General features: G+C 43.3%; 19 protein-coding genes. 15 read left to right on the top strand and 4 right to left on the bottom strand.

Going from position 1 to position 21,927, the window contains the following annotated elements:
• Positions 1-115: 115 nt before the first annotated feature.
• Both TY16_RS04220 and TY16_RS04215 read right to left on the bottom strand, forming a co-directional pair.
• On the bottom strand, positions 116-1,243 hold the full coding sequence (locus TY16_RS04220) for an HAD family hydrolase (protein WP_043930516.1): 1,128 nt from the start codon (positions 1,241-1,243) through the stop codon (positions 116-118).
• Between the two features lie 234 nt (positions 1,244-1,477).
• Positions 1,478-3,214, bottom strand: coding sequence for an ABC transporter ATP-binding protein (locus TY16_RS04215; protein ID WP_043930515.1), 1,737 nt, complete (start codon positions 3,212-3,214; stop codon positions 1,478-1,480).
• 298 nt (positions 3,215-3,512) lie between these two features.
• Here TY16_RS04215 and TY16_RS04210 point away from each other — a divergent pair, with 298 nt between their 5' ends.
• The 6 genes from TY16_RS04210 to TY16_RS04185 all read left to right on the top strand — a co-directional run bounded on the left by TY16_RS04210 (position 3,513) and on the right by TY16_RS04185 (position 11,943).
• Complete coding sequence (locus TY16_RS04210; RefSeq protein WP_043930514.1) at positions 3,513-5,606, top strand: sensor domain-containing protein; 2,094 nt, start codon at positions 3,513-3,515, stop codon at positions 5,604-5,606.
• Between the two features lie 139 nt (positions 5,607-5,745).
• A complete protein-coding gene (locus tag TY16_RS04205; protein ID WP_043930513.1) occupies positions 5,746-7,770 on the top strand; it encodes a chemotaxis protein CheA in 2,025 nt (674 codons plus the stop codon).
• Positions 7,771-7,796: 26 nt separating this feature from the next.
• Complete coding sequence (locus TY16_RS04200) at positions 7,797-8,276, top strand: chemotaxis protein CheW (RefSeq protein WP_043930511.1); 480 nt, start codon at positions 7,797-7,799, stop codon at positions 8,274-8,276.
• A gap of 19 nt (positions 8,277-8,295) precedes the next feature.
• Positions 8,296-10,023 carry a methyl-accepting chemotaxis protein gene (locus TY16_RS04195; RefSeq protein ID WP_197028356.1) on the top strand — a complete coding sequence of 576 codons (1,728 nt, stop codon included), beginning with the start codon at positions 8,296-8,298 and terminating at the stop codon, positions 10,021-10,023.
• 56 nt (positions 10,024-10,079) lie between these two features.
• Positions 10,080-10,895 (top strand): CheR family methyltransferase, encoded by an 816-nt coding sequence (locus TY16_RS04190; RefSeq protein ID WP_043930509.1) that lies wholly within the window; start codon positions 10,080-10,082, stop codon positions 10,893-10,895.
• 10 nt (positions 10,896-10,905) lie between these two features.
• A complete protein-coding gene (locus tag TY16_RS04185; protein WP_043934496.1) occupies positions 10,906-11,943 on the top strand; it encodes a protein-glutamate methylesterase/protein-glutamine glutaminase in 1,038 nt (345 codons plus the stop codon).
• A 338-nt stretch (positions 11,944-12,281) separates the two neighbouring features.
• Here TY16_RS04185 and TY16_RS04180 read toward each other — a convergent pair whose 3' ends face one another.
• Together TY16_RS04180 and TY16_RS04175 are read right to left on the bottom strand one after the other, a co-directional pair.
• Positions 12,282-13,061 (bottom strand): flagellar motor protein MotB, encoded by a 780-nt coding sequence (locus TY16_RS04180; protein WP_043930508.1) that lies wholly within the window; start codon positions 13,059-13,061, stop codon positions 12,282-12,284.
• Positions 13,042-13,842, bottom strand: coding sequence for a MotA/TolQ/ExbB proton channel family protein (locus tag TY16_RS04175; RefSeq protein ID WP_043930507.1), 801 nt, complete (start codon positions 13,840-13,842; stop codon positions 13,042-13,044). Before TY16_RS04175 ends, TY16_RS04180 begins: the two co-directional genes overlap by 20 nt.
• Positions 13,843-14,187: 345 nt before the next feature.
• Between TY16_RS04175 and TY16_RS04170 the strand changes: the two genes are divergently transcribed.
• The 9 genes from TY16_RS04170 (at position 14,188) to TY16_RS04130 (ending at position 21,907) form a co-directional block, all read left to right on the top strand.
• Positions 14,188-14,967, top strand: coding sequence for a CheR family methyltransferase (locus tag TY16_RS04170; RefSeq protein ID WP_043930505.1), 780 nt, complete (start codon positions 14,188-14,190; stop codon positions 14,965-14,967).
• 130 nt (positions 14,968-15,097) lie between these two features.
• Positions 15,098-16,411 (top strand): flagellar hook-length control protein FliK, encoded by a 1,314-nt coding sequence (locus TY16_RS04165; RefSeq protein WP_043930504.1) that lies wholly within the window; start codon positions 15,098-15,100, stop codon positions 16,409-16,411.
• 16 nt (positions 16,412-16,427) lie between these two features.
• Entirely contained in the window at positions 16,428-16,853 is a 426-nt protein-coding gene (gene flgD, locus TY16_RS04160) for a flagellar hook assembly protein FlgD (protein WP_052342591.1), read from the top strand.
• Between the two features lie 25 nt (positions 16,854-16,878).
• The gene (locus TY16_RS04155; protein ID WP_043930503.1) at positions 16,879-17,751 is read left to right on the top strand and encodes a flagellar hook-basal body complex protein; all 873 of its coding nucleotides are present in this window, start codon (positions 16,879-16,881) and stop codon (positions 17,749-17,751) included.
• A gap of 70 nt (positions 17,752-17,821) precedes the next feature.
• Complete coding sequence (fliM, locus tag TY16_RS04150; protein WP_043930502.1) at positions 17,822-18,796, top strand: flagellar motor switch protein FliM; 975 nt, start codon at positions 17,822-17,824, stop codon at positions 18,794-18,796.
• A gap of 4 nt (positions 18,797-18,800) precedes the next feature.
• A complete protein-coding gene (gene fliY / locus TY16_RS04145; protein WP_043930500.1) occupies positions 18,801-19,916 on the top strand; it encodes a flagellar motor switch phosphatase FliY in 1,116 nt (371 codons plus the stop codon).
• A 27-nt stretch (positions 19,917-19,943) separates the two neighbouring features.
• On the top strand, positions 19,944-20,306 hold the full coding sequence (locus TY16_RS04140) for a response regulator (RefSeq protein WP_155922137.1): 363 nt from the start codon (positions 19,944-19,946) through the stop codon (positions 20,304-20,306).
• A gap of 261 nt (positions 20,307-20,567) precedes the next feature.
• On the top strand, positions 20,568-21,011 hold the full coding sequence (locus TY16_RS04135; RefSeq protein ID WP_052342590.1) for a YaaR family protein: 444 nt from the start codon (positions 20,568-20,570) through the stop codon (positions 21,009-21,011).
• Positions 21,012-21,028: 17 nt separating this feature from the next.
• Positions 21,029-21,907, top strand: coding sequence for a flagellar hook-basal body protein (locus TY16_RS04130; protein WP_043930498.1), 879 nt, complete (start codon positions 21,029-21,031; stop codon positions 21,905-21,907).
• The last annotated feature ends 20 nt before the right edge of the window (positions 21,908-21,927 follow it).

The following is a 21,927-nucleotide window of genomic DNA, read 5'->3' as shown; positions in this document are numbered from 1 at the left end:
AGTCATCAAGAACCACCATTGACGACCGCACCGCCAATTTTCACTCACAGGGTCGTCATTAGTCACCACACAAAAAAGCTGTACGGCCTCATAACGGCCGTACAGTTTTTTTAAATTAATCCCGAATTGCTTCAAGCACCCCAAGTACATTATCAAAAATATAATCCGCCTGATGCTCCTCGAACAAAGTCCTCGCCTTGTCGCCAGTCAGCCCAGTCAGGACCGCCGCAAACGTACAGCCCATTTCCCTTGCAGCAAGCAGGTCTGCCAGCGAATCCCCGACAACCATAATCTCGCTGCCATTCCCTAATGGCAAGACGGAATCCAGGACTGACTCTGCCTTCGTTCCTTTGCCAAGAAGGGCATGCATAAACGTGTACGGATGCGGCTTTGCCAGTGACTTTTTTTCAGGAAGCTGACGTTCAGCCTTAAGCACGTCATCAGCGGTCACAATATGGTCTGCATCAAAATACTTGAGCCAATCAAGATGGCCGAACGGCTGAATAGTTTCCAGTTCTGGACGCCCGGTTCCAATTCCGATAGAAATGCCGGCTTCAAGTAACTGTTCGAACAACTGCTCAAACTGTTCCTGAGGACAGAGGGTGGCTTCATTTGCGAGAAACCCTTTCTTACCGGTTTGGACAGATGGCCTGCCTGTTGAATGCAAAACATTGTCATCGCCAACATACCATTCCTGGGAAACGTGCTCACCGACCGACCAGAGTACTCCTTTTTCACCGAAGGCCGATGTTTCAATGCCGATTTTTTCAAAAACAAGTCTGTCAAGATGCCGGAACAGGCCTCGCTTCGTTTCATCTGTTCTTTCAAAGTCCTCGATAAAGCGTCCGAAATCAAGCTGAACCGAGGTCTCCTTCAGAGTATCGCCAATCTCAATCAAGGCATCCCGGTCTAAATCCCGGCTGAGCCAGGTGAGTACCTTATCCTGGTCGTCAAGCTGCGACAGCAGATGAATGAGCTGATAGCTGAAGGTTATGTAAATCATATCCCAGTTGGCATTCAAGCCCCGTGCTTTCATAAATGACAGAACCTTGTCATCTTGAAAAATTTCACGTCTGATTTCATCAATTTCATCTTGCTGAACATCGGTGTGGAATGTTTCAGGAGCGAGTCCAAGATAGTTTTCGCTATACAACAGCTCCCAAACTGTGAGTGCAGAGGCATCGAAATAATGTTCCTCGCTTAACAGCACCCCATCTACATCAAACAAGATCGTTTTTATCATCCGAATTCCCCACTCCCTATAACTTTCTCATCATATCTAGCTCCAGCGCCTATCGCCTTGCAAACTTCAGGCCTCCTCCCTACGATAAGTCACCATCGAATCGCTATCGCTCTTCGTGATTCCTTTATCTCAGTCGAAGTCCCTCCATTTTGTACGGCGATGAGCAAGGCGCTTACGCTTTTATTTCTTTAATGTACCACAGCGCCAGCTAGATAACTATCATCAACTTACTTATCAATTCGCCAGTTGCTGCTCGGCAAATTCACGGTAAAGTGGGTGTGATTGCGTCAACTCAGTATGAGTTCCAATCCCGGTTACCTTGCCTTTTTCAAAAAAGACAATCTTGTCCGCATTAACGATGGTCGATAATCTATGTGCGATGACGAAAGTAGTCCGGCCCTCCATCAGACGGGTCAAGGCTTGTTGGACCATACTTTCTGATTGGCTGTCAAGACTCGCGGTTGCCTCATCCATCATCAGGATTTTCGGATCCCGCAAAAATGCCCTTGCAATCGCAATTCTCTGCCTTTGTCCGCCGGATAGCTTAACGCCGCGCTCGCCAACCTCGGTATCCAGCCCTTTCGGAAATGCCTGAATGAATTCATCCGCATAAGCCATCCTGGCCACTTCCCATAAACGCTCATCTTCAATTGACTCTTTCTCAACGAGTCCATACGTTAAATTTTCACGGATGGTGCCAGCCATCATCGCACTTTCCTGAGAAACGTAGCCAATTTGGCTGCGCCAGGACGATAAAGCAAGCTCACTGATAGGTATGCTGCCGATTCGGATGATTCCGGAGGTCGGTTCGTAATAACGTTCGAGAAGCGCGAATAGCGTGGTTTTTCCGGCGCCGCTTGGCCCGGCGAAGGCTATCATCTGGCCGGGTTCAGCTGTGACGGAAACTCCCTCGAGAACTGATTCACCTTCGGCATAAGAAAAGGAGACGTTATCGATTTCAACAGGGAGGTTGCTGATGTTCAACTCAATACCCTGCTGCCCTTCCTCGAGAGGCTCTTCCAAAATCGTAATGATTCGCTCAGTTGCTCCTTTTGCTTTTTGCATCTGAGTGAAAAACATCGCGAACGATGTAATAGGCATGATGATTTGGAACAAATAGAGCAGAAATGCAATCAGGGAGCCTGTTGACATCGTACCGTTGGCAACCCGTAATCCACCGTAAGCAATAATCATCACGATAACAACCATGACGACAAGATACATGATCGGACCAATCAGCGCAAAAATCCGGGCTTCTTTTAGGCCATAACCAAGCAAGGACTGAATGCCGCCGTTACCCTTTAATTCTTCAATTTCCTCTGCAGTCGAAGCCTTCATTAACCGGATTTCTCCAAGAGTCTGGGTGATTTGGCCCGTAAACGTTGCAGTTTCGTTTTGCAGCCCGCGGGATATTGCAGCCATTTTCCGCCCAAGCGGAAACATGATAGCCATTGTGAGCGGGACTGACACCAGCATGAGCAGCGTCATTTTCCAATCCATAAAAAGCAGAATGGCAATTGCCCCGATGATGGAAATAATTCCGGTAACAAAATTTGAAAAATGATTTGTAATTAATTCGCGAACGACGCTCGTATCATTGATGACCCGGCTGACAGTTTCTCCGGTAGACTGTTTGTCAAAAAAACCGACCGGTAACCGCAATAGCTTTGACCACATCCGCTCACGCAATCGTGCCACGACTTTTTGCCCGGTATAGCTGAGCAGGTAGATGGAGATTCCGCTAATGACAGCCTGGATGATAAATGCTGCACCAATTCCAATAATTAACGGGACACTCAACGATTCAACAGAGAAACCGTCTACAAGATTTTTTGTTAAAAGTGGCACCACCAGCCCGGCCAGCGTGGTCATTATGCTAGCAGTCAGTCCGGCGAGGAGCGCTGCTTTTGGTATATTGGTTGATAATAATAATGAAATAAATGGTTTGAAATCTGTCTTTTGTTTCTCCATATGAAAGCTCCTATTCAAGTCGTTGCCAAATTTAGTAAGAATATGGCTCTATTATAGCATTTAAAAGGATTGCAATTCGAGGTACGGGAAGACAGTCCGTGATATCGACAAAAATCGTGGTAATTCATGTATATTTTTTACAAAGCTGTGAATTTATGTGGTTAAATGAAATAAAAAGCAAAAAAATAACGAAATATCCTAATCTATTGGCTGCTCCTTGCCGATTATATAAAGTAAAGACTTTATGGAATTATCCGAGGGTAATTTCAATTTGGGTTGAAGTGAGGTTACATAATTTATGGTACAAAATATAAATCAATCATCCTCGCTTTTAGAGATTTATAAATCTTTTTACAAGTATAATCCAAACGTCATTTTTGCATTGAACACAAATGGCAAATTTGTGCTGGTCAATGAAATGGCCATACACTTGACGGGTTATACAAGAGAGGAATTACTGCAGTTATCCCTCACTTCCATCGTTCATGAGAAGTATAGTGATACGGTGACCGAAACCTTTATTGAACTATTAGGCGGAAAAAAGAAAAGCTTTGAAGTTTCCATTTATCATAAATCCGGGGCTTTGATTGATTTAAGTATTACAACAGTGCCTATTTTTATCGGTCAGCAAATCATCGGTATTGCGGGGATGACGAAAGATTTAACCGAAAGAAATACGATTCAGAGAGAGTTGGATTTATCAAAAAACCAGCTCGAAAATTTGTTCAATAATCTCGATATTTGCGTTGTTACCACGGATGTCAACCGTGGATATATCCTGGATATTTCTCCAGGCTGCTATAAGCTATATGGGCGTATGCCGGAGGACTTGCTTCAAAAGCCTTCTTTTTTTTGGAAAGAAGCCGTCCATCCGGATGATATTGATATAGTCCGAACTGGCCTTATCAATATACATAATGGCAAACGGGCAGAAATGGAATATCGGATTAAAGATGTTAAGGGTACAGTCAAATGGGTCAAGGAACAGACGACACCAATTTTTGATGAATCTGGGATATTGACTAAATTTGAAAGTGTCATTACCGATATTAGCGACCGGCGCAAGGTGGAAGAAGATTTAAAGTTCCTGGCAAACCATGACCTTCTGACCGAGCTGCCTAATCGGAGCATGTTTGAAAAAATGGTGCAGAGTGCTGTTGACGATGCTTATAGCAAGAAATCGAAACTGGCGATCTTTTATCTCGATCTAGACCATTTTAAATTAATCAACGATACACTTGGCCATCATGCAGGAGATGAATTACTGCAAATTATCGCCGCCCGGCTGAGGAAATGCTTGCGCTCTACCGATATCATTTCCCGTCAAGGCGGGGACGAGTTTGCGATTCTGCTGGATGGCTTCACGGATGTGAAACAATTAGACATAGTGGCCAAAAGGCTAATTGATACAGTAACCGAACCGCTGCGGCTTGCAGATCGGGAGTACGTTATCACAACTAGCCTGGGAATAAGTATTTATCCAGATGATACTGAAGACCCGCACAGCTTAATTAAACAAGCTGACCAGGCAATGTATCATGCGAAGGAAAACGGCAATAGTTCGTATCAATATTACCAGTCGAGCATGTCAATCAATCTATCAAGAAGGCTCGAATTGGAACAGGATTTAAGACAGGCCTTGAAGGAAAATGAATTGACTATATACTATCAGCCTGTGGTCGATATTCGCTCCAAGAAAATTATCGGATTTGAGGCCCTGCTGCGCTGGATTCACCCAAAGCACGGATTCATCTCGCCTGCTGAATTCATTCCTATAGCAGAAGAATCGGGGCTTATTATCCCAATAGGAGAGTGGGTGCTTCGGACGGCGTGCATGCAGTTTAAAGAGCTGCATAAGGGAGGTCATCCTGATACGTATGTTTCAGTGAATGTTTCCACCAAGCAGTTTGAAGGCGGTAATTTTGTCTCATTTGTTGAAGGGGTCCTTGAGGAAACAAATTTTAATCCTACTCTGCTTAAAGTAGAAATTACTGAGAGTGTCATGATGAAGGATATTGAGGACATTGTCGTCAAGCTCAAGGTTCTCGAGGAGCTGGGAGTCAAAGTATTCCTTGATGATTTTGGAAAAGGCTATTCCTCTTTATATTACTTGCAAAGGCTCCCTATCAATCTGATGAAAATTGATAAGTCGTATGTACAAAGTATTGATAATAATTCTGGCCAGGAAACAATTATTAGAACTATCATTGCGATGGCTAATAGTCTTGGTTTGGGAATTATTGCTGAAGGCGTTGAATTGGAGAGCCAAATTTCCTTTCTGGAAAACCATGGCTGTTATAATCTGCAAGGCTTCATTTTTAGCAAACCAGTACCGTATGACCTGATCCCTGGGTTGCTTGAGAAAAGTGCTTTGGAACAATACACAACTTAACTTAATCTGTGACATTTTTCCGTTTGAGGTCAACAATTCTACTAAACTTACAAAAGGCGGATGAAACAAAAACTTTTTGATTCATGCCGCCTTACAACTCAAATGGATATGGTAACTGATAGAAACGAGGGAGGAGAATATGTCAGGTCAGGTAGTAGATGATGCGATTTTAGAGGTTTATATTTTTGAATTATCGCAAATGGTTGAACAGCTTGAAACAGTCATTTTGAGCTGTGACCAGGCAGGTGTTTATTCACCTGAAATGGTAAATGATATTTTCCGGATCATGCATACGATAAAAGGATCTTCAAGCATGATGGCCTATCATAATATCGCGACATTGGCACATGTTTTGGAGGATCTGTTTTCTTTGCTGCGCCAGGATACAATGAGGCTCGATGATTACTCGAAGCTTACAGATCTTATGCTTGAAGGAGTCGATTTTATCAAAGTCGAGCTGGAAAAAATCAAAAACAGAGACCCTGTTGATGGGGATTCCAGCTTATTAATCGAACAAGCAAAGAAATATTTGAGCATCATGACCTACAGGATTTCAGGTAAAGCCGGGAAAGAAGCGGAAGTTGTGCAAAATGCTCAAGAACAAGCATCGCCACTACCGGATGCCTCTGGGATGAATCAATATGAAGCAACTGTCCGCCTTGAGGATTGTGGCGGTATGGAAAGTGTCCGGGCGTTTCAAATCATACAGCGTTTTAAGGAGGATATCGAGGATCTCCGCTTTGAACCTAGCGATTTGGAAACGAATTTTGATACTGCCACTCATATTCGCGATCATGGCTTCAAAATTTTTATCAATACTGAAAAGGCGTTTGATGAAGTCGAAAACATCTTTAACTTTGTCACCTATGTGGAGTCTTTTGAATTTAGGCAAATCGAGAAGGAAGTTTCCGAATTTGTTTCTGAGCAGAATGTTCAGGAAATCACAGAAACCACCGAAACGAAACTAGCAGGACCAACGGCAACTAAACAAACCTCCAGCCAATCAAGTTTTATTAGTGTAAATGTTGTGAAATTGGACGAGCTGATGGACATTGTCGGGGAGCTTGTTATTGCTGAGGCAATGGTTACCCAAAATCCAGACCTGCAAGGGCTTGAGCTTGACCAATTTACTAAAGCATCCAGGCATTTGAAAAAAATCATCGATGATATTCAAGACAAGGTAATGTCGATCCGAATGCTTCCGCTCGCAAACACGTTCAAAAAAATGAACCGGATTGTACGGGATATGAGTAAAAAGCTAGGGAAAGAGGTTCATTTGCAGCTTATTGGTGAAGACACCGAAGTCGATAAGAACATTATTGAACATATCTCAGATCCATTAATGCACATTGTTCGCAATTCGATTGATCATGGATTGGAGCCAGTTGAGGACCGGATCGCGGCTGGAAAACCATTAGCTGGGACATTAATTCTTGAAGCGAAGAATGCCGGAAACGAGGTTGTCATTCTGGTCAAGGATGATGGACGCGGGCTTAATAAGCAAAAACTTCTTAAGAGGGCCAGGGAAAATGGAATCCTCTATAAAAATGAATCAGAAATGACAGACAGTGAAATCTATAATCTTATCTTCCTGCCAGGGTTCTCTACAAAGGATAAAGTCACGGAGTTTAGCGGTCGCGGTGTTGGGATGGATGTTGTTATGAAGAACATTGGGTCTGTCGGTGGCACTGTTTCTATCGAGAGCCAGTGGGGGAAAGGAACGACCATAATCATCCGGATTCCACTGACATTGGCAATTATCGATGGTATGAATTTAAAAACCGGCAACTCAAGGTTTACATTGCCTACTACTTCAATAAAGGAATCATTCCGCCCTGATAAAAGGAATGTCATTACTGATCCGGATGGAAATGAAATGATCATGGTCAGGGGGCAATGCTACCCAATCATCCGTCTTCACAAAAAGCTCAGCATACAAACGGATATAACCAATTTGGAAGAAGGCATCCTCATCATGGCAGACCATAATTCAAGACAAGTGTGCATTTTTGCCGATGAGCTCCTTGGCCAGCAACAGGTTGTCGTAAAATCCCTGCCGGCTTATTTAAAGAGAATAGGAAATGTAAAAGGGATAACCGGCTGTACGCTTTTGGGTGATGGTAGCATCAGCTTGATCTTGGATGTTACAGGGTTATCAAGCTAACAGATTACTAGAAAGGAGCAGGTGAGATGGCTCAGATCATAGAGGAAGAATTTGAAGACAGCCTGGCGGATAAATTTTTAACATTCAATCTTGAAAATGAATTTTACGGAATTGATATTCGCCATGTCATCGAGATTATCGGTATTCAGCAAATTACTGAGGTACCGGAAATGCCGGAATATATTCGGGGAATTATCAATCTCCGCGGAAAAATAATCCCTGTTATGGATGTCCGGGTGCGATTTAAAAAGCAACCGAAAGAGTATAACGACAGGACGTGTATCATTGTTATCGAAGTTCATGAGGTTTCTGTCGGTCTGATAGTGGACAGTGTTTCAGAGGTATTGACAATTTCCCCTGAAAATATTGTACTGCCTCCAGATATTAGCCAGGGTGTAAATCGGTATGTGAAAGGCATTGGCAAGGTTGGCGATGATGTTAAATTGCTTTTAAACTGTGATACGTTGCTGCATGAAGACATAGCAGAACAGATAGGACATATTTAAGCAGGGGGTTAATTGAACCATGATGAAATGGTATATCAATATGAAAATAGGCAAAAAACTTCTCTTTGGCTTTTTATCTGTTGCTATTTTCACAGCAGCAATAGGTGTCTATCAGATTATTAATATGAGGCAAATCGACCGGGATTACAAAAAGCTTTACGAGGATTATGGCGTAGCTGTTGGAGACATTGGCAAGGTCGGAATCAATTTCCAAAATTCCCGGGCTATCCTGCGTGACTTAATCATTGCCAATGATGTTGACAAAATGGACGAATATAATGCGAAGCTAGAAATATTGGCTGATGAGCTTTTTGAAGAAAGTAAAGCGTTTGAAAAAACTATCCGTACCGACGAAGTACGCGAGACCTTCAATATGCTGAACAATTCCATCGATAAATATTTCTCGGCAAGGGAACAAATTATTGCACTGGCTTATGCCAATAAGGATGCCGAGGCGCTTGCTATGCTCCAATCCGATGGAGTGCCGCCAGCAGTAGAGGCTGAACTGTATATTAATAAATTGTTTGACCAAAAGAGGGAACATGGTGCGGCTAAGTCAGAGGAATTGACAAAGCTTACAAGCGAAACGGTTACTGTTGTCATTATTGTTCTTTCAATCGCAACATTAGCAGCTATCGGAATGGGCGTTTTCATGGCGAAAACAATTAGAGTGCCACTTCAAATGATTGTCGATAATGCCCGCCAGATTGCAAACGGCGATTTGGACTTTGAAGTTCAAATCGAAGGTAAAGACGAAATTGGCCAGGTTGGGAATGCTTTTCGCGAGGCGGTTGCCAATTTGAATGAAGTTATGAATGAAATCAAGCATGCGACTGAACAGGTGGCGGTCGGTTCCAAACAGGCGTCTGAGACAAGTGTTACCCTTTCCCAGGGCGCTACGGAACAGGCAAGCTCCATTGAAGAACTATCTGCTACGGTTGAAGAAATTTCATCGCAAACAAGGCAGAACGCTGATTATGCGGTTGAGGCTAATAAACTGGCCGAGGTTGCCAAGGAAAATGCGGTTCATGGAAATGGCCAGATGAACGCAATGCTCAAAGCAATGGATGATATTAATCTTGCATCAGAGAATATATCAAAAATTATTAAAGTCATTGATGAAATTGCTTTCCAAACGAATATTCTAGCATTGAACGCTGCCGTTGAAGCCGCCAGGGCCGGCCAGCATGGCAAAGGCTTCGCGGTTGTTGCTGAGGAAGTACGTAATCTTGCCGCCCGTTCAGCAAATGCCGCAAAGGAAACAACTGAACTAATTGAAGGTTCTATCAAAAAGGTAGGCGGCGGAACTAAAATTGCCAATGAAACCGCCACTGCATTAGAAAAAATTGTTGAAGATGTCGCAAAAGTTGCTGATTTAGTAAAAGATATTGCGACTGCATCCAGCGAACAAGCTGTTGGGATTAGCCAAATTAACCAGGGGATTATGCAAGTATCCCAAGTGGTACAGGCCAACTCTGCAACATCAGAACAAACTGCTGCAGCAAGTGAAGAATTATCAAGCCAGGCTAGCATTCTGAAGAGCAAGGTTGCCCAATTCAAGCTAAGAAGCACGCAGTACTCTTCTTCTTCTTTAAGCGGATTGAGCGGATTAAACCCGGAAGTCCTTAGCATGCTGGAACAATTGAACCAGCAGCAAAGGCAAGAAATCGAAAGCTCGCTGTCCGAGGTGGCCGCTTCTGGCCAAAAAAGAATTGTGTTAAGTGATAATGAATTTGGAAAGTATTAAAGGCAAAATTGAGGGAGAGGGTCTATGACTCTCTCTTTCTTTAAGCGGGTGAAAAGATGATCAGTATAACAGACAAAGAATTTAAACAGCTATCCGACTTTATTAAAGCAAACTATGGAATAAACCTAAAGGGAGAAAAGAAGGTCATTATTGAGGGACGATTGTTTCAAGTTCTCCAGCAGCTCAATTTTGATAACTATACTGATTACTTCCGTTATGTTCTTGAAGATAAGACGGACCGTGCGGCCTCTACACTTGTGGAGAAAATCACAACGAATCATACCTATTTTATGAGGGAAATGGAGCATTTTCGTTTTCTTCAGAACAATGTATTGCCGTATTTATCCCAAACGGTTCATAACCGGGATTTAAGAATTTGGAGTGCCGGCTGTTCAACAGGGGAAGAGCCCTATATGCTTGCAATGGTGCTGGATGAATTTTTTGGAACTCAAAAGATGTATTGGGATGCAAAAATTCTTGCAACAGACCTTTCGCCGAAAGTACTGGAAACAGCGGCAAAGGGAGTATATCCGAATACAGGGCTCGCGGCCATGCCAAAGATTTGGAGACAGCTGTATTTTAAAGCCAAAGGTGAAGGGTATTCAGAGATTGCAGCCCGAATTAAAAACGAGGTCATTTTCAGGCGATTCAATCTGATGGAGAGGACCTTCCCTTTTAAAAAGAGGTTCCATGTGATATTTTGCCGCAATGTGATGATTTACTTCGATCATGACACAAAAATGGAATTGGTTAATAAGTTTTATAATCTTTTGGAGCCAGGAGGCTATTTATTTATCGGCCAATCAGAAACGATTGATAGGGAGGCCTGCCAATTCAAGTATGTCATGCCTTCTGTATATAGAAAAGAATAAGGGTGGTTCAATGCTTACGCATAAGAAAATAAAAGTGCTGGTTGTCGATGACTCGCCTTTATTCAGGGAGATAATCTCCCGGGGGATTGAATCAGACCCTATGATTCAAGTGATTGCCAAAGCAGGGGATCCTCTTGAAGCGCGCGATTATATTTTAAAATATGAACCCGATGTAATGATTTGCGATATTGAAATGCCGAAAATGAATGGACTCGATTTTGTCCGTAGACTGCTGCCTCAGTATCCGATGCCTGTATTGCTGATCAGCTCGGCTAATTATACTGAGAATGACGCGCTAAATGCAGGCGCTGTCGAGTTTATTCCGAAGCCTAATACAAATTCGGCCGAAGATGTGAAAAAATTCATTATAGAGATGGTTCAAAAGGTAAAGAAAGCTGTTCGTGGTGCAAAAGCAGAAGAAACAACCATCTTAAGTCCAGTCATCGATCAAACGAAAGTAACTAAATCCAAAATCAAATTGATTGCCATTGGCGCTTCGACAGGCGGTACCGATGCCCTGACAAAAATCATTTCTGCCTTACCAACGGCAGGCATGCCTGGAATTGTTATTGTCCAGCACATACCACCAGTTTTTTCGCGGATGTTTGCCGAGCGGCTGAACCAGGCCACAGGTTTTACCGTTAAGGAGGCCCAAACTGGTGATATCGTTGAACCCGGAAAGATTCTCATCGCACCGGGGGAAATGCATATGAAAATCAAAAAAGCTGGTTCAAGCTACAAAGTAGTATGCAGCCAGGGGGAAAGAGTCAACGGCCATTGCCCATCTGTAGATGTATTATTTGACTCAGTCGCCAAAGAGGCAGGCAAGGATGCATTAGGACTGATCTTAACAGGAATGGGCTATGATGGGGCGAAAGGATTGCTTGCGATGAGAAGAAAGGGAGCCAGAACCATTGGGCAAGATGAAGCATCTTCCGTTGTATATGGAATGCCAATGGCAGCCTTTAATATCGGTGCTGTAGAAAAACAGGCATCGTTAACAAAAATCCCACAGCTGATCTATTCGACTGTTAGTGGGAAATCATAAAAAAAATTGGGCTGTCTCAAAGGGTTGTTGAAAAACGACTCTTATGGGACAGTTTTTTTATTGATATTTTTAATCTTAGGCTACTATAGTAATTTCCGCTTCAGGCGCTTCGCTTTCCACGGGCGGCCTGGGAGCCTCCTCGGCGCGAGCGCCTGTGGGGTCTCCCACTGACCTTTTCTCCCGTAGGAGTCTTCGCGCCTTCCGCTACAATTAATACCGAATTCTATCTTACTAGCTGTTTTGGATCCACATGAATAATAAAAACTTCCATTTGGAGTAATTAGTCAATTCAACAAATAGGAAAGGGTATCCCATTTTCTTTTGGGACACCCTCATTTTTAATTGGTCTGATTGTTAGCTTCTGAATTTCGCAAGATTACGATGTTAACTCGCCGGTTTGATTGGCGGTTATCTACAGTATTGTTAGGAACTAATGGCTTGAATTCACCATAACCAGTAAATTGAAGCCTGCTCTCTTGAATATTTTTTGAAGCAAAGTAATGAAGGACGCTGCTTGCCCTGGCGGAAGAGAGCTCCCAATTCGAGCGGTATGGCGCGTTCCCGATTGGGACGTTGTCTGTGTGGCCCTCGATACTTATTGGATTTGGCAAAGCTTTCAGAAGTCCGATAATCGCATTGAGCGTTTTAAAAGAGTGTTCTTTTAGAATCGCCTGTCCAGGATCGAACAAGATAACGTCTTTCAGCGTAATTTCAACCCCGCGTTTTGATTCGGACAGGGTGACAACCGCATCAAGGTCGTTATTTTTAATATACGATTCCATTCTTCTTTTTAATTCGTCAAGCTCCGGATCCTCGGTTTCACCTTCATCAGGAGGTTGTTCTTCTTTTGGAGGTTCTTCCTCCTGTGCGTGATCAGTAGGTGTTTCGGGCGGCTCTGTCGATAATCCCTGTTTGCTGCTATCGACATTGGTTCCGGTAAATTCGGTCTTGAAGGAATTCATAATCGCTTCATATTTTGATATATTGATACTACTCGAAGCAAACAGGACAATAAAAAGTGCGAGTAACAGGGTCAGGATATCAGCATACGGAAGCAGCCAGGACTCATCAACATGCTCCTCGTGTTCTTCAGGTCGCCTACGCCGTCTGCTGCTCATCGTCTTTTGCTCCATTTTTACTTTCATACTTGAGGCGTTCCTTTGGTGTTACATACACAGAAAGCTTTTTTTCAAGAGCACTTGGGGTGAGTCCGTTGCATATTCCCAGGATACCTTGAATGGTAACAAACTTTAATTCCTGTTCCTGTTTTGAAATTCGCTTTAATTTATTTGCAATCGGATTCCATAATACATACCCGCAAAAAATCCCCAGCAAGGTGGCAATGAAAGCAGCAGCGATTGAATGGCCAAGCTTATCCACATCATTAAGATTGCCAAGTGAAGCGACCAATCCGACAACCGCTCCAAGAACCCCTAGAGATGGAGCGTAGGAACCTATCTGTGTGAACATAAGCGCCCCTGTTTTATGCCTCTTATCAATTTCCTCTAGTTCTTCGTGCAATAATTCTTCAATAAAATCATAATTGTAGCCATCTATCAACAATTCAAGGCCCTTTTTAAAAAACGGATCCTGTGTATCTGTTGATACTTCCTCCAATGCAAGGATTCCTTCTCTTTTAGCAATTTCGGCACAGTTAATAATGTTAGAAATTTGCTCTGACTTGGAAGGGAGCTTGGGCTCGAAAAGCGCGATTTTTAGAAGGACAGGAAACTTTTTTGCTTCACGAAAGGGGAAGGCAATTAAAAGAGTCGCTAGCGTCCCGCCAAAGATAATCAGGAAGGCCGCCGGGTTATTCAACGCTGAAAGCGAAGCCCCTTTTAAAACCATCCCTACTCCAATTGCAACAAGAGCTATTAAAATTCCGATAATACTAGACATCACTTTCTCCTTTTCGTACGGACTTAGTTATAAAACTATTTTAATAGAATCAAAAAAAATCAACAACAAGCAATCAAACAAAATCAAAAAGTTTTCGACAATATTAAAGAAGTTATTGACGATGAGGTAGCCAATCTCGTATTTTGTAAAAGGAAGAGATGATTTTACCAGTATTTTGAATAGGCATGTTCAAGGAAGAACACCCATACAGAAAGGTGCCACACACACACTTTCTATCTGCTATAAGGGCAAACATCTCATTATTCTATATCGTCTTTATTTATTAATAGTTTAATTGGATTGAAGCAGATGAAAGTGACAATACCTTACGAATAGGTGGATAAGATGACCGACCTTGAATATGTTGATTTCACACAACAATTTACACTCCAAACCGGAATAGATTTGGGCAACTATAAACAAGAACAAATTCGAAAGCGGCTGGCGCTGCTTTATCATAAAGGCAGCTTTCATTCCATAGGTGACTCGGATTCTCTTCTTTTCAATTCTGGATTTGTTCAAGAGATTACCGGCCAAATAACCGCCCATATAACGGAATTCTATCGAAACCCGGAAGTGTGGGAGTACTTGCATCACTCTGCACTTCCCGGGCTTTTGCAAAAGAGAGCAAGCCTGAACTGTTGGAGTGCAGGTTGCTCTACGGGGGAGGAAGCATATACCCTGGCAATGATTCTTGAAGAGATGGATATAGAGACTTATTCCATTGTCGCCTCGGACCTAAACGATAGTCTCTTAACGAAGGCCAAACAAGGTTTATACCGAGAGAAAGCCCTGGGAAGCCTGCCATCAGGACTAAAGCTGAAGTATTTGAGGAAATTCGGAACTCATTATTCAGTGCACAAGGACATGAAAAAAGCAGTCAGCTTTGAACGTCAGAACCTGCTGCATGGCCGGTTAGAATCCGGATTTGATCTTATTCTTTGCCGCAATGTCATAATGTATTTGACAGAGGAGGCAAACCATTATCTTCTGTCGAGATTAAGTAGTGCCATGTGTCCAGGCGGGATTCTTGTTGTTGGAAGCAGGGATAGCATTCCTGAGCCTGAACACTATGGACTGATTAAGTTGAATTCTTTCTTTTTCCAAAAGAGGGAAAGAGTTTAATTTACGCATCAAAATAGTCCAATAGTATCAAAAACTTTGATTATATCAAAAAATGTCATGACTATCTTTGGAAGGTCAGGTATAATAAGGGTTAAACGTAAACTTTAACCGTTTTGCAGGGGGTTTTTATTTGAATAACCTTCAAGTAACTATCAAAAACAATCAAACAAACAATTGGGAATCTCCAATAAAGAAGTCGCTTAAGCAACCTGATACTCTTACTTCATTTGACCAGATTTTACAAATGTTCCAGGTTAATGTAAATGAAGATGGGCAGGACTCACTTTTAACAGTGGAATCTTCCACTGAAGAAACAGGGGTCATCCCTTCCGAGGAAAAAGAAGAAGAAGTTGCAGCACTGTTAGCGGGATTGCTTGGGTTGTTCAAAGAGCTTCAGAACGTGCTGACTGCTTCCGCTTCAGGTGAAAACGCTCAAGGCGATCCTTCCGATTCAACAAACTCTGGAGTTATGCAGCTTGCTGGAAAAATTGAAGCAGTAAAAGGACAGCTTGATTTAAGTTCGATTCAGGAGATTTATGAGATACCAGGCATTCGTGACCTGCTTCAAAAAGCAGTAAGCCTCCTTGAATCCGGCCCAGCAGCTAATACAGGAGTATTAACAGAATTGGCGGAAGCTATCGAGCCTCTAATTGCCGGTTTACAGGCAAGACAGGACAAGCTGGTTAAAGATGCTCAAGATTCGCGGAAGCCTTCCATTTCCGAACCACAGTCTCCGGAATACAAACCAACCGACGCAAAATTGCCTCTGGATCTAGATAAAAATCAATTGTTCTTATCCGCTTCAAGCGGAGCAACCAAGCCATTGCAAATAAAAGAAGAAGGAATTCAAGGTACGGCCAATCCTTCCTTATTCCCTTCAGGAGCGATAAACGTACAAAGCAATGGAAGCTGGAGTGAGCCAACCGCTCCTCCTAAAACAGTGCATGTTCAATCATTTGTTCCGGAAGCAACCCGGATCCTTGGTCAAATTACGGCAAATGTCAATGGACTTCCTGACAAAACCGTTGCCCGATTTTTACTTTCTCCCGAGCATCTTGGCAAGGTTCAAATCCAGGTTATGCTTCAGGATGGACAGGTAACCGCTGAAATTATAACGGAAACTTTAGCTGCCCGGGATGTACTTGAGGGGCAGTTGTCCAGTTTGAAACAAGCATTACAGCAGCAAGGGATTGTCGTGAATAAGGTCGATGTGGTCCAGCAGCCTGTACTTGCTTCAGACTCAACCGCACAGGGCTTTTCTTTTACACAAGGGGGATTCAATTCTCCCCAGGAACAGAAGGCCTTTCAGTCACAAGAGCATCCATCCGGCAAACGTACTAAATCAATCACACTCGAAGAAGCAGATATTGAGAAAGAGATAACTTCTTATACATATGGAAGTAACTCAAAGAGATCGGTTTCTAGTATTGATTTCACCGCATAAAAGGAGAGACTCACTTATGAGCAATTGGGTCAATGTCAGCAACGCTGCAAATACGGCCTCAATTTTTCGGAACGCCACCCCTTTTGAGGAAAAAAGCAAACTGGGGAAAGACGACTTTCTGAAAATATTAACTACCCAGCTATCGAATCAGGATCCATCCAATCCGCTTCAGGACCGCGATTTTATCGCGCAAATGGCGACATTCAGTTCTCTGGAGCAGATGACCAACCTGAACCAGTCCTTTGAACAGTTTGCCAATTTGCAAATCAGCCAGCATGCTTCGGTTATTGGAAAAGAGATTACTTGGGTGACGGATTCATCCGGAGCTACTGCCAGTGGTACTGTAAAAGGGATTTCCACAATTGATGGAAATTATTATTATCTTGTTGGCGAGCAAAAAATTCCTTTGGAGTATGTTACAGAAATTAAAGAAGTGAAATAAAACCAAGAATTTAGGAGGGAAATGAATGTTAAAGTCTCTATACTCCGGTGTTTCAGGGATGAAAGGGTTTCAAACAAAACTGGATGTAATCGGTAATAACATCGCAAACGTAAATACTGTCGGATTTAAAAAAGGCCGTGTCATGTTCCAGGATATTATCAGCCAAAATATTGCTGGTGCCACTGGTCCAAATAATCAAACAGGCGGAATAAACCCTAAGCAAGTCGGTCTAGGTACAAGGATTTCATCGATTGATACCCTCCACACACCTGGAAGCCCAATGACTACGAATGTAGGGACAGACCTTGCCATTGATGGAGATGCATTTTTCGTTGTCACGTCAGAGGCTGGCGCGAATGCAACACCGTATTTGACAAAAGCAGGCAACTTCACGGTTGATGCAAGTGGAAATCTTGTCAATTCCAACGGCTTTTTTGTAAAAGGTACAACTGATACAGGCCTGGTTGACATTAAGCTATCAAGCGCAGATTATACGTCTTTTTCAATTGATGCCTATGGCTATATTAACGTTGTTGATAAAAATGGCCAAAGCGGCAAGCTTGCCTATGACGGTACGAACTATTATATGAATAATGACGATACTCGCGCCGGCGAAAATATTTCGCTTGCGACTGCAGTTGTACCTAATCCAGGGGGCCTTAGCAAAGTTGGCAGCACATTATTTGAAGAAACAGGAAACTCCGGTGATGTCTTCGCAGGCAGAATTGAAGACAACCGAGGCGGACAAATCAATTCGGGTATCCTTGAGATGTCGAATGTTGATCTGACCGAAGAATTTACTGAGCTGATTGTTGCTCAGCGTGGATTCCAGGCAAACGCCAGGACAATCACAACATCAGACTCCATCCTTGAAGAAATTATCAACCTTAAGCGTTAACCGTTCTCCCTTTTATGATAAGAGGCCATGAATGGTTATATAACTCAGGGAAGAGTTAGGGGGAAGGCATTTGGCAGATGTTTTATCTCAACAGGAAATAGATGCCCTGTTATCAGCTCTGCACAGCGGAGATTTTCAAGCCTCCGATATAAACGAACCAAAAGATAAAGTGAAAGTATATGATTTCAAACGTGCGATGCGATACTCGAAGGATCAGCTTCGCAGCATTATGCGCATTCATGAAAATTTCACGAGGATGTTCACTTCCTATCTTTCAGCTCAGTTAAGGACATTTGTCCAAATTGAAATTGATCTCGTCGACCAGGTAAACTACCAGGAATTCATTGCATCTATTCCGTCCAAGACGATTTTGAATCTTTACGACGTGAAACCGATGGATGGAAAAATGGTGATTGAAACAAATCCCCAGATTGCCACTGCAATGCTGGAACGGTTGATGGGAGGGGTAGGGGTTTCCTCTGCCCGAAGTGAAGCTTTGACTGAGATTGAAACAGTGCTCATCAAGAAAATTTTCGTCAAAGTAGCAGAGATGTACCAGGATGTTTGGAAAGGTATTGAGAATGTAGAGGTTCATTGGGAAGCAATCGAATCCAATCCTCAATTCATTCAAATTGCATCCCAGAATGACACCGTGATTATCGTTGCACTGCGTGCGACCATTGGTGAGGTTACCGGAAGATTGACATTATGCATTCCGCATTTAATTGTCGAGCCTATTCTTCCGAAACTGTCGACACAACAGCTGTATTCATCAATGACAACGAGAAAAAATCCTCCACAGCAGGATAAAATTGTCCAGAACTTAAACACAGTCAATGTTCCGGTCATTGCCGAAGTTGGCAAGGCGACATTATCCGTTTCTGATTTAATGAATCTGCAAATTGGAGATGTAATCGGCATTGACGCAGGTAAGCTGCTTGTAAAAGTCGGCCAATCAACAAGATATCTTGGAAACCCGGGTGTCCAAAAAGGGCGCTATGCGGTCCAAATCGATCATGCAGTTACAATGGAAGGAGATGAATGAATTAATGGGTGAAGGTTCATTATCTCAAGAAGAAATTAATGCGTTATTTAATCAAATTGATTCCACTACAGTTTTGTCCATAAAGGATTTCCTAAGCCCTTTGGAGCAAGATGCCCTAGGTGAACTCGGTAATATCTCACTTGGAAGTTCAACGACTGCCCTCTCGACACTCCTGAATCAAAGGGTTGAAATTACAACCCCTACTCTTGCGGTGATTGAGTGGGAGCGGATGGAAGAGTCGATCAAAGAAAACCAGGTAGCAGTCCATGTTGACTATACTTCCGGCATTCGAGGCAAGAATCTGCTCATGATTAAAGAAAAAGATGCCAAAATCATAGCTGATTTGATGATGGGCGGCGAAGGCATTCCTGCTGAAGGAAATCTTTCAGAACTGCATCTTAGTGCAGTCCAGGAAGCAATGAACCAGATGATGGGGTCAGCTGCTACATCGATGTCTACCCTCTTTAATCAAAAGGTGGATATTTCACCACCGACGGTTGATGTACTTGGAGTCCCTCCAAAGAAGGTCGAGGATTTAAATGAGGAAATTATTATTGAGGTGTCCTTCAAACTGAAGGTTGGCAGTTTAATAGATTCCAATATGGTTCAATTCATACCGCTATCAGTCGGAAAAGAAATGATTCATAAGCTGCTTAATCCGGGGGAAGCTCCTGTGCCTGAACCGGCTACGGTTCAGCAGCAAGTGCAGCCTCAGATTCAGCCAATCATGAATACGGCGCCTGTTGCTCCGGTCATGCAGCCAGAACCAGCACCTGCTGCAATGGTTCCACCTAATACGAATGTCCAAAGAGTGGAATATGCGACATTTGCTGAACATTCGGTTGGACACGCAAGCAAAGCTAATATTGATTTACTGTACGATATCCCATTGGCTATTACCGTAGAGTTGGGCCGTACGCAAATGCCGATTAAAAAAATTCTTGAACTTGGACCAGGTTCTGTCATTCAGCTTGATAAATTGGCAGGAGAACCTGTTGACATACTGGCAAACAACAAGCTGATCGCAAAAGGAGAAGTTGTTGTCATTGAGGAAAACTTCGGTGTCCGGATTACGGATATTGTCAGCCCTATTGACCGTATAAGCAAAATGACTAATTAAACACCGATAGACAATAGGAGGAAGAAGATTATGGCAAGGGTATTAATCGTTGATGATGCCGCGTTTATGCGCATGATGCTGAAAGATATACTAACTAAAAATGGACTTGAAGTTGTTGGCGAAGCTGTCAATGGAGCAGACGCTATCGAAAAATTTCAGGAACTGAATCCTGATGTTGTAACTATGGACATCACGATGCCGGAAATGGACGGTATTACGGCAGTGAAACAAATCAGGGCGTTAAACCCGCAGGCCAGCATTATTATGTGCTCGGCTATGGGTCAGCAGCCAATGGTATTGGAAGCTATCCAGGCTGGCGCAAAGGATTTCGTTGTTAAGCCGTTCCAGGCTGACCGCGTTATGGAATCAATCCGTAAAGTGATCGGTTAAGCAGGACGAACCTTACTGAGCAAGTCTACATTTTACAAGGACCCTGCTAGAGGGTCCTTTTTAAAAAGATAAAAAGTATATTTTACTAGAGAACTGTCTAGCTCCAGCGCCTAGCGCCTAGTGTACTTCGGTCCCCTCGTTACGATAAGTCAACATCGATTCGCTTACGCTTATCGTGTTTCCTTTATCTCCTTCGAGGCCCTCCAGTCCATACGGCGCTGACCAAGGCGCTTGCGCTTTTCTAAGAAAGGGGACACGCGTGTGAAAGTACAGGACTCAATACGATTAAACTTTGGTGAGCAACGCTTTCCTACACAAGAACGCGGCGCAGTCCAATCCCCAGCCTTTCAATCAATTTTCAACACATATTCAAAGGAACTGACAAAGGAACACCTTCATCAGCTTCTGCAGGATATCGACAGCCAGGGGCAAAAACTGAGTGAAAACCCAACGTTTCAAGAACTCAATAAATACAAAAACCTTGTCAAGCGATTCATGGATGATGTTACAAAAAACGGCGTCGGCCTCTACCAGACAGAAAGCTGGGATTTATACGGCGGAAACAAAGTCTTGAAGACTGTCCAAGTGATCGATAAGAAAATGGTGGAGTTAACCGACCAAATTCTTAATCAGCAGCATGACCAGCTTTCTATTTTGGAGCGAATCGGTGAAATAAAAGGGATATTAGTTAACTTATACACGTAAAAGAAAGGGGGAGAAAGATGATAAGAGGATTGTACTCGGCAGCATCAGGGATGTTCGCGATGGAGCGGAAGCAGGAAGCACTGTCCAATAACCTGGCAAATGCCCAGACACCAGGCTTCAAGAAAGACGATGCCACTCTTCGTTCATTTCCAAATATGCTAATTTCCAGGATCCGTGATTATGAACAAATCCAAGCCGGTGCTACAGGGATTAAAATTCCTGGCCAGCCAGCTTTGATTGGCGAGCTTTCCAACGGTGTTTATGCCCAGGAGCGGGTGCCAAGCTTTTTGCAAGGTTCACTTGTGGAAACTGGCTTGCCGCTTGATGTGGCAATTAATGATCAATCATTGCCTGTCGGAACGGTTAACGGCCGGCAGGTTAAACCTGCTGCCTTTTTCACTGTCCAGCTATCCGATGGAACGGTTGGATATACACGGAATGGCAAGTGGGACGTCGATGCAAACGGTCAGCTTGTCACATCGGAAGGTTATAGAATTCTCGGATCTGATGGCCAGCCGATTCGGCTGAATGCAGGTCTTACGAAAGAAGATATCCGAATTAACCCCGATGGCCAGATCACTCTTTATCCCGGGCGTCCTGAGCTAACCACGGATGGGGGACAAGTTGGTGTTGCTGTTGCAAATAATCCAAATGAACTTCGCCGCTTTGGCGGCAGTGTGTTCCTGGCAGATGCGCCCTTGCAGGTAATCGATGGCGGTAATAATCCAGGCTTTTCGCTGAACCAGGGCTTCATTGAACAATCCAATGTCGACCTTGGCCAAACGATGACAGACATGATGACAGTAGTGCGGAGCTACGAGGCAAATCAGAAGGTAGTCGGTGCATATGATCGCTCACTTGAGCAGCTGAACACAATCGGCAGGGTCAATGGCTAATATCTTTTTTAAAAGGAGAA

The organism is Bacillus sp. EB01 (genome assembly GCF_000613125.1).
Lineage (GTDB): Bacteria > Bacillota > Bacilli > Bacillales > Cytobacillaceae > Bacillus_D.
The sequence above is the reverse complement of the archived record's forward strand: the minus strand, read 5'-3'. Positions and strand labels throughout refer to the sequence as shown.